The 878-nt window shown below is 33.4% G+C and carries 1 protein-coding gene; it reads left to right on the forward strand.

The features are described 5' to 3' along the window. Positions 1 to 870, forward strand: an 870-nt coding sequence (locus VF675_RS13705) for an IS982-like element ISAba4 family transposase (RefSeq protein WP_440205387.1), incomplete at its 5' end; no start/stop codon positions are given. Between the last annotated feature and the right edge of the window lie 8 nt (positions 871 to 878).

Consider the following 878-nt stretch of genomic DNA (forward strand, 5'->3'; position numbering starts at 1 on the left):
TTTACAGAAATTTTTTGTATTGTTGATGATTTTTTCAAAAAATTTGAACCCATCTATTGGCAATTTCTCAAGCAAGAAAACAAACGTCAACGTATCAGACAAGCAACGCTATCTTTATCAGAAATTGTGGCTATCTCCATCTACTATAAAACATCTCAAGTACATAATTTTAAGATGTTTTTTAACTTGCTTTGTCAGTTTGAAAGCAAACTCTTTAAAGACTTGCCTTGTTATAAAAACCTGATTACCCTCATCAATCAGCACCAACTTGCTATTCATGCTTTGCTTTATGCGTTGAGCCAAAAAGATGAAAGTTCATATTTATGGATTGATTCAACACCTTTACCTGTTTGTAAAAATAAAAGAATCCCTAAAGGTCATCATGCTTTAGATGAGATTGCTTCTCGTGGTAAAAGTACGATGGGCTGGTTTTATGGTTGCAAATTACACTTGCTGATGAATCAAGAGGGTGAAATTGTAAATTCAGATTTATCAAACGGACATATTGCTGATCTTAAAAAAGTTGAGGATTTAGTGAATGGCTTATCAGCAACGGTCTATGGTGATAGAGGCTACATTAGCCAACCATTGAAAGAAACACTTAAAGAGCAAGGCATTGATTTAATTACTTATCCAAGAAAAAATATGAGAGTGACCTTATTGCCATTTTCTGATGAATTTCATCTACGACAACGTAAAAGAATTGAAACATTGATAGGATTATTGAAAGAAAAATATCACTTAGTTACGAGTAAACATCGTTCGATTGCTGGTTTTTTAGCAGGCGTATTTTCTTCACTATGTGCGTATCAACTTTGCCAAAAGAATAAGCCTAAAATTCATGTGATTAAATCTTTGGCTTATCCGTAACTGGGGTT

The sequence above is a fragment of the Acinetobacter sp. Lyrl_1 genome, from assembly GCF_051948795.1.
In the GTDB taxonomy this organism is placed as follows: domain Bacteria; phylum Pseudomonadota; class Gammaproteobacteria; order Pseudomonadales; family Moraxellaceae; genus Acinetobacter; species Acinetobacter towneri.